At 64.2% G+C, this 565-nt stretch carries 1 protein-coding gene; it reads left to right on the top strand.

Annotated elements, in window-relative coordinates:
• A partial coding sequence (locus tag BTJ49_RS15285) for a transposase (protein WP_146742402.1) occupies window positions 1–386 on the top strand: 386 nt, incomplete at its 5' end.
• Window positions 387–565: the final 179 nt, after the last annotated feature.

The following is a 565-nucleotide window of genomic DNA, read 5'->3' as shown; positions in this document are numbered from 1 at the left end:
CGGTGGCCACGGTGGGCGATGCCCGTGAATTCAAGCAAGGGCGCCAGATGGCCGCCTGGCTGGGCCTGGTGCCCACGCAACGCTCCAGCGGTGGACATGCGCGATTGGGCACCATCAGCTGCCGCGGCGATGCCTACCTGCGCACCCTGCTGATCCAGGGCGCGCGCAGCAGCCTGCAGCGGGCCAAGGCGGTCGCCATGGAGAAGGCCACGCCCGAGCAGCGATGGATACGTTTGCTTGATGCGCGTCTGCCGTTCGGCAAGGTGATCGTGGCCATTGCCAACAAGCATGCGCGGCAGATCTGGGCGATGCTGGCGCGCGAGGTGGACTACGACCCACACGCCTGCCTGCAGCATCCTATGCATCAACAAGGCCGAGCAGCGTAATAGCAAGGTTCCGATTCATCGTCAGCGCGAAGCGGTAGACAACAGGTCAGACCGACCCGGCGAGAACCTGACTAACTAGCTGGACATCCAAACCGTGTTGCGGTCGATCCCCGCACACCGGACAGTCCGATGAATGAATGAGGTCGCCGGGTGCGGTTTATACCCTGGTCCGCACCGGC

It is taken from the genome of Oleiagrimonas sp. MCCC 1A03011 (genome assembly GCF_003267965.1).
GTDB lineage: Bacteria > Pseudomonadota > Gammaproteobacteria > Xanthomonadales > Rhodanobacteraceae > Oleiagrimonas > Oleiagrimonas citrea.
Note: the sequence above shows the minus strand (reverse complement) of the source record. Positions and strands in the feature narration are given on the sequence as shown.